Source organism: Pseudomonas sp. NY5710 (assembly GCF_013305665.1).
Lineage (GTDB): Bacteria > Pseudomonadota > Gammaproteobacteria > Pseudomonadales > Pseudomonadaceae > Aquipseudomonas > Aquipseudomonas juntendi.
Genome location: NZ_CP045554.1, coordinates 2,566,870 through 2,574,577, shown reverse-complemented (window position 1 = coordinate 2,574,577; position 7,708 = coordinate 2,566,870). Strand labels below are relative to the sequence as shown.

Here is a 7,708-nt window from a genome sequence, read left to right as displayed (position 1 = left end):
TTGCCTGGAAATAAGGTTGGGGGACACGCTAATGGATCGTGACCGGGCGGTCTGACATGGAGAGTGGGGACAATTCGAGCCTGCGCGGTGCATGGCACCGCCCTGGGCTGATGGCAGGAAGGGTGAAGCAGCCCTGCGCGATGCAAGGCTGCGTTCATGGCAAGCGCCGGTCAGAGGCGCCGGCGCTTGCCCAGGCCAGGGATGGTGGTTTGTGGCACCACCACGGCAAGCTGCTCGCGCTGGGTGCTGGCCGCCAGCCCCGCCAATGTCGGCTGGCTGAACAGGGTTCTGGCGTCCACATGCAACCCGGCCTGGCGCATGCGCGCCACCAGGCTGACCGCCAGCAGCGAATGCCCGCCCAACTCGAAGAAGTTGTCGTCGCGGCCCACCTGTTCGATCTTCAGCACCTCGGTCCAGATCGCGGCCAGCGCTGTTTCCAGTTCGCCCTGCGGGGCCTGGTATGCACGGCTGATCACGGCCTCGGCATCCGGCGCCGGCAGCGCGCTGCGGTCCACTTTGCCATTGCGGCTCAGTGGCAACGCCGCCAGGCGCACGAAGGCCTGCGGCACCATGTATTCGGGCATGCGCGCCAGCAGGTGGCTGCGCAGCGCCTCCAGCGCCGGCGCCGGCTGGCCATCGTTGCAGGTGAAGTACACCACCAGGCGCTCTTCTCGCATCAGGACCACCGCCTGTGCCACCGCCGGGTAGGCGGCCAGCAACGCTTCGATTTCCCCCAGTTCGACGCGCAAACCCCGCAACTTGACCTGGAAGTCGTTGCGCCCCACGAAGTCCAGTTCGCCGTCGGCGCGGTAGCGCACCAGGTCACCCGTGCGGTACAGGCGGTCGCCTTCGACGAACGGGCTGGCAATGAAACGCTCGGCCTGCAAGTGCGGCAAACCCAGGTAACCGCGCGCTACGCCGACACCGCCGATGTGCAACTGGCCCACCGCCCCCAGGGGCACCGGCCGGTCGTGCGCGTCCAGCACATACAGCCGGGTGTTGCTGATCGGCCGACCAATCGGCGGCGCCTGCGTGGGCAAGGGTTGCTGCGCTTGCAAGGTCCACGCGGTGCTGTCCACCGTCGCCTCGGTGGGGCCGTAGACATTGTGCAGGCGCACGCCGGGCAAGCGTTGCCGCACACTGTGCACCAGCGCCAGGGTCAGCTCGCCGCCGCCGCAGAAAATATCGGTCAGGCTGGTGCAGCGCTCCACGCCCGGCTGCTCGAGGAACTGATGCAGCAGGGCCGGTACGAACTTCACGACGCTGACCTGCCGGGCCTGAATCAGCTGCACCATGTACGCCGGGTCACGGTGGCCGTCCGGCCGCGCCAGGACCAGGCGCAGGCCGGCAGTCAAGGGCCAGAACAGCTCCCACACCGAGCCATCGAATGTGAACGGCGCACGTTGCAGCAACGCATCCCCAGGGCGCGGCGGGCAGATTTGCGACCCCCAGTGCATCAGGTTGCACAGCCCACGGTGCTCCACCATGACCCCCTTGGGGGTGCCCGTGGACCCCGAGGTGTACATCACATAGGCCAGTTGTGACGGCCCCAGCCCCTCGACCTGTGGGTTATCGGCCGGGTTGGCCTGCCAGCTGTGCGCGTCCAGGTCGAGCCAGCGACAGGCCAGGCCAGCGAACAGGCCCTGGGTAGCGCCGTGCACCAGCACCAGCGTTGGCGTGCAGTCCTGCAACATGAAGCGCAGGCGTTCCTGCGGGTAGCCGGGGTCCAACGGCACATAGGCACCGCCGGCCTTGAGCACGCCAAGCAAAGCGACCATCAGCGAAATGCCGCGCTCCACGCACACAGCCACCCGGCTGTCCGGGCCGACCCCTTGGGCAATCAACTGGTGCGCCAGGCGGTTGGCCTGGGCATTCAGCGTTTGGTAGTCCAGGCTCTCGTCGCCCGCCTGCAGGGCGATGGCCTGTGGCGTGCGCCGAACCTGGGCCTCGAATAACGCAGGCAGGGTCTGCCAGGTTGGGCTGTGCGGGTTTTCGGTGCGGTTCAAGCCCTGCAACAAACGCTGCAACTCGTTGTGTGGCACTGCACACAGGCCCTGCAGGCCCTCACTGCTGCCGCGGGCAAGCGCATCGGCCAGTTGCTGCAGGGCGTTGAGCACGAAGTCCATGACCCGTTGCGCCCCGATCGCACGCGGCGCACGCACGGCCAGTTGCAGCGTATCTGCCTGCTCATCCACGGTCAGCACCAGCCCGTGGCTCTCGACCTCACTGGCCTCGACCAGCGCTACGCCGGGCAGCACCTGGCCGAACGGCAGGCTGCCCTGGCGGTAATTCACCAGGCTGTCGAACAGTGCGCTGCCTGCGGGCAGGCCGCTGCAACGCTGGGCCAGGATCAGCGGCGCATCCTCATGCGCCAGCAAGGCGGCCAGCCCGGCATGGGTTTCACGCAGCGCCTGGCCGGGTGCACGCTGGGCCAGCGGGACACGCAACGGCAGGCTGTTGATGAACATGCCCATTGCGCTGCCGGCACCGGGGCCAGCCATGCTGCGCCCCAGCAGTACGGTGCCCAGCACCACCTCGTCACGCCCGCCGAGGTTGCCCAGCACCTGTGCCCACGCCAGGTGCAGCAGGCTGGCCAGGCTGGCGCCCTGGTGCCGTGCCTGCTGGCGTAACGCGGCAACCTGTTCGCCGGCCAGGCGCTGGTCGCAGCGCTCCAACTGCTGCTCATCGACTGGCGCCCCGCCATAACCGGGGATCGGTGCTTGCGGCTCGATACCGGCCAGTTGCGCGCTGAAGAAGGCGGCGTGACCGGCCTGGCGCTCGGCCTGGTTGCTGGCGGCGACATAGTCGCGGTAAGCCACTGGCGTGGCCAAGCCCTCGCCCTGCCCGGCCATGCAGGCTGCCAGCTCACCCAGCAGCACCTGCAGCGATACCGCATCGTTGACCAGGTGATGGAAGCGCAACAAGCCCAGCCAACGGCCCTGGTCGGTATCCTCGCTGCACACCAGCGCCATCATCGGCGCCCGGCGCAGGTCCAGGGGCTGGCGTTGCGGGTCGAAGTGGCTGCGCAACTGCGCAGCGGGGCCGTGCCACTGCTCGACCGGCAGGCGCGCCTGGCGCCAGACCACCTGCTGCGGGTGCTCCAGGCCTTCCCAGCACAGGCTGGTGCGCAGAATATCGTGGCGCTCGATCACCTGCTGCAGGGCAGCGGCAAAGACTTGCAGTTGTGCATGGCTGGCGAAGGCGAATAACGCTTGCTGTTGGTAGGGGTCGCGGGCGTCGGCAACATGGTGGTAAAGCAGCCCCTGCTGCAGAGGGGCCAGTGGGTAGATTTCCTGCACATTGGCGGCCCCACCGGGCACCGTGGCCACGATGCGATCGATGGCAGCCTGGTCCAGTTCGGTGAGTGCCAGCATGCCCGGGGTAATGCGCTGGCAACTTGGCGGTACCTGGTTGCCCGGCAGTACTGGCTGTTCGACCCGAGTCACGCTGGCAGCCAGGCTGGCCAGGGTCGATTGCCCGAACAGCACCTGCACGTCCGCCTGCCAGCCCTGCTGGCGCATGCGTTCGATCAATTGCACGGCCAACAGTGAATGGCCACCGAGTTCGAAGAAGTGGTCCTGGCGCCCTACCCGTTCAACCTGCAGCAACTCGCCCCACAGCTGCGCCAGCTGTTGTTCGACTGCGCCTTGCGGCGCTTCGTGCTCACGGCGCACCTGGCTGTTTTCGTCGGCGTGCGGCAACGCCCGGCGGTCGAGCTTGCCATTGGCGGTCAGCGGCCAGCGCTCAAGGCGCACGAAGGCCCCCGGCAACAAGGCGACCGGCAGCCGTTCACGCAGGTGCTCATGCAACGCCCGCGGCGTCACCGGCAGGTCGGCGATGAACCAGGCTTGCAGCTGGCCATCGCGCAACATGACCACGCTTTCGCGCACAGCCGCATGGCGGGTGAGCGCGGCCTCGATCTCGGCCAACTCAACCCGCACGCCACGGACCTTGACCTGATCGTCGTTACGCCCAAGGTACTCCAGCGTACCGTCGGCTAGCCAACGCACCAGGTCCCCGGTGCGGTACAGGCGGGCGCCCGGCTCGCGGCTGAAAGGGTCGGCAATGAAGCGTTCGGCTGTCATCTGCGGGCGGTTCAGGTAGCCACGGGCTACCCCCTGGCCGCCCACATACAGCTCGCCCGCCGCACCGGGCGGCAGCAACTGGCGCTGAGCATCGAGCACATAGAGCCGGGTATTGGCCACCGGCCCGCCGATATGCAGCGGCCTGCCCGGCAGTACTTCGCCCGAGGTGGCCACCACCGTGGTTTCCGTGGGGCCGTAGTTGTTGACCACGCGGTAGCGCTGCTCGCGGGCCAGGCGGCGCAGGCGGTCGCCGCCGACCAGCAGGGTGTGCAAGGTGGGGTGCAGCTCGCCCTGGGCGAAGGCGTGCTCGGCCACGGGGGTGGGCAGAAAGCTGACGTCCAGCGGCTGCGCGCGCCACCAGGCGAGCAAGGCGTCGATGTCCTCGGCCCCGTCGCGCACCGGTGCCAGGTGCAAGGTCGCGCCGCTGCACAGCGCCGGCCAGATCTCCCAGGCCATGGCATCGAAGCCGAAACCTGCCAGGCTCGATTGCTGCCGCCCAGGGCCGAGGCCGAAGTTGCTGCAGTGCCAGTCGACCAGGTTGGCCAGCATGCGCTGCTCGACCATCACCCCTTTGGGCAAGCCGGTAGAGCCGGAGGTATAGATGACGTAGGCAAGGTCTGTGGGCGCTTGCGCGGCGAACTCGAACGCCCCGGCGGGCGCTGCGGCCCAGTCGAAGCGGTCCAGTTCGATCTGCGGCAGGGAGTGAGCCGGCAGCCGATCCATCAGCCGGGACAGAGTCAGCAGCACCTCCGGGGCGCTGTCCTGAAGCAGATAGGCAAGCCGCTCACGGGGGTGCGCAGGGTCTATGGGCACATAGGCAGCGCCGGCCTTGAGCACGGCCAGCAACCCCACCAGGGTATCCAGCCCGCGCTGGGCGATCAGCGCAACCCGGCGTTCGGGCCCAACGTCCAGGCCCGCCAAGTGCTGCGCCAGCAGCTCCGCGCGCCGCTCAAGTTCGCCATAGGTCAGCGCCTGGTCATGGAAGCGCGCCGCCACTGCGGCCGGCCGGGCCTTGGCCTGGGCCTGGATGCGCTGTTGAATCAGGCCCGCAGCCGCCACCGGCATTTGCGTGGCATTCCACCGCTCGAGCGCAGCGTGCTCAGGCGCGGTGAGCAGGTCGAAGTCGCCGGCTGTCGCCAGCGGCTGTTGCAGCCCTTGCTCCAGCACGTGCAGCAGGCGCTGCGCCAGGGCCTGGGCTTCATCATCGGTAAACCAGGCGCGGTCATGCACCACGTGCAGCATGGCGGCGTCGCTGTAGCTGTTGCAGCGCAGGTGGACACTCAGTGGCGTGGGTTCGTGGCCGTTGCAGATCATCACCGTATGGCCAGGCGCGTCGGTGATTTGCAGTGCGTTGCTGTCGTCCTCGAACGAGACCATCAACTCGAACAGCTGCGGCCGTTCTTCGCGCAGTGCGCCAAGGCTGCGGTTGAGCTCACTGAGGGCGAAACGCTGATGGCGAAAATCCTGCTTGAGCGCATCGCGGATGCCCTGCACCAGCGTGGCGAACGAGCACTCGCGGGCAAAACCCAGGCGCAGCGCGCTGACTTGGGTGAACAACCCCAGGGTCGCCTTGAAGCGCGCGTTGCTGCGGTTGCGGACCGGCACTCCGACCACCCACTCATCGCGCTGCCAGGTACGTGTCACGCAGACGTGCAAGGCGGCAAGCAGCACGTGCAGCGGCGAGGCTTGCAGGTCGGCAGCGAAGCCGCGCAGGCGGGCCAGCAGTGGGCGGTCGAACGGCTGGCGCTGCGCGCCACTGGGCGTGGCGGTTGCCGCGCTCGCGCGTTCGCGCGGGGCCAGCAGGGCATCGGGCAACTGCTGGTACTTGGCCAGCCAGTAGTCGCGATCGCGGGTTTGGCGCACGGATGCCTGGTACTGGGCGTCGTCCTCGATAAAGGCTGTGTAGGACGCTGCCCCGTGCGGCAGGGGCAGGCCTTGCAGCAACAGGCGGTAATGGTCTGCAAGCTGCTTGAACCACTGGTCCACACCCCAGCCATCGAGGATCAGATGGTGGGCTTGCAGCGCCAGCAGGTAACGCTGTTCGCCAATGCGGATCAAGGTGGCCGCCCATAGCGGGCTGGCGGCATCCAGCTGATAAGGGGTGCGCATTTGCGCCTCTAGCAAGCCTGATGCAGCTGCGAAAGGCTCGCTGGCCTGGCGCAAGTCATGCCGGGCCAGCGTTACCGCCATCTGCGTGGCGAAGTACTGGCGGGCAAGCCCGCCCTGCGTGACCAGCACCGTTCGCAGCCCATCATGCTCAGCCACCAGGTGCTGCAGCGCTTGCTGCAACAGCCCGGCGTCCACGTTGCCTTGCAACTCCACGTACGCCCCGATGTTGTACAGGGGTGAGTCGCCATGGCTGATTTGGTCCAGCCAGATGTCACGCTGGGCAACGGTCAGGGCGAAAGTGTCTGGGGCAGGCATGATTCGGCAGGTCCTTCTGGTTGATCATCCGCGCATTCAAGCACCGCTGCCGGCAGCTGTATGGCCTGCCAAACCCGGACAACCGCAGCGCGCGGGCGGCCCGCTGAAAAACATGTAGGAGATTTGCCATAGCTGACCACCCCCGATGACCTACGGCACCTTCCACGCGCTGCGATCAGGCCGCATTCGCCGTGCTTATGGCGTCAAATACCCGGCAACGCAGCAGTTGCCACGCGCGCCGCGTGCCGGGGCCGCCACCCAAAGCAGCCGATCGATGGCATTTTCTGTCCCGGTTTTCCATTACAGACGCCTGCCCGCCAGCGGGCTTGAATACGCCTACCCCACCTCCCTTCCACGCTGGAGCACTGGCCCGCCAAACCCCCTGCTGCAATACCCTGAACCAAGGACGACAAGGAAATGATGCTGACCGACAGCCGCGACTACCGCCCCGACCCACAGCTTTACCTGCAATTGGGGGAGCTGATCGCCAGCACCGGCGCCGCAGGCTTCGCTGACCAGATGTTGGCCCTGGTGGCAGCCCAGGTGCCTGTTCACCGGCTCGAACTCAGCGAATGGACGCTTGACCCGCAGCGGACGAATGTCAGCCATATCAAGGTGCTCGGCAGTGCTGGGCTGCAACCCGCCGCCGCTGGCGAAAACCAGCACCAACCGCTGCTGCAGCGCATCATGCAGATGAAGGACCCGCTGCTGATCGAGTTCAAGGCCCCGCCTGGCGCTTTGCAGGCGCGCCAGAGTGCCCATCAGTGCCATCTGGTGTCGTGCAATGGCCGCAAGCGGTGGGTGATCAGCTTTCATCGCCTGCCGTGCCAGCGCGCCTTCGCGCTGAGTGAATTGTCCCAGCTCAAGTGTTTGTCCGACACCCTGCTGCCCTTGGTCGAGCACCACGGGCAACTGCTTGAGCAGGGCACCACGCAACCTGCAGGGGCGGCCCAGGGCGAGCTTGAAGCGGGTTCGCTGCGCCAGGCATTCGGTGAACGGCTGGCGCACGAGGCTGTGCGCCTGTCGACCCGAGAACAGGAGGTATGCCTGGGGCTGCTTACCGGCGGTACCGTGCCAGAGATGGCCCAGCGGTTGAATGTAAAGAACAGCTCGGTGGAAACCTACCTCAAGCGTGCCACGGCCAAACTAGGGGTCAGCGGCCGCCACGGCCTGGCGAAATGGATGGCCGGTGCCTGACT

Annotated in this window: 2 protein-coding genes; one reads left to right on the top strand and one right to left on the bottom strand. The window is 67.2% G+C overall.

Going from position 1 to position 7,708, the window contains the following annotated elements; all coding sequences use genetic code 11:
* Positions 1-170: 170 nt before the first annotated feature.
* Entirely contained in the window at positions 171-6,509 is a 6,339-nt protein-coding gene (locus GEV39_RS11605) for a non-ribosomal peptide synthetase (RefSeq protein ID WP_173889085.1), read from the bottom strand.
* Between the two features lie 417 nt (positions 6,510-6,926).
* Here GEV39_RS11605 and GEV39_RS11600 point away from each other — a divergent pair, with 417 nt between their 5' ends.
* On the top strand, positions 6,927-7,706 hold the full coding sequence (locus tag GEV39_RS11600; protein ID WP_173889083.1) for a helix-turn-helix transcriptional regulator: 780 nt from the start codon (positions 6,927-6,929) through the stop codon (positions 7,704-7,706).
* Positions 7,707-7,708 lie beyond the last annotated feature (2 nt).

What these genes read in the sequence shown, in the direction of transcription:
- GEV39_RS11605 (WP_173889085.1), bottom strand. Translation starts at nt 6,509, where the DNA reads ATGCCTGCCCCAGACACTTTCGCCCTGACCGTTGCCCAGCGTGACATC.
- GEV39_RS11600 (WP_173889083.1), top strand. Translation starts at nt 6,927, where the DNA reads ATGATGCTGACCGACAGCCGCGACTACCGCCCCGACCCACAGCTTTAC.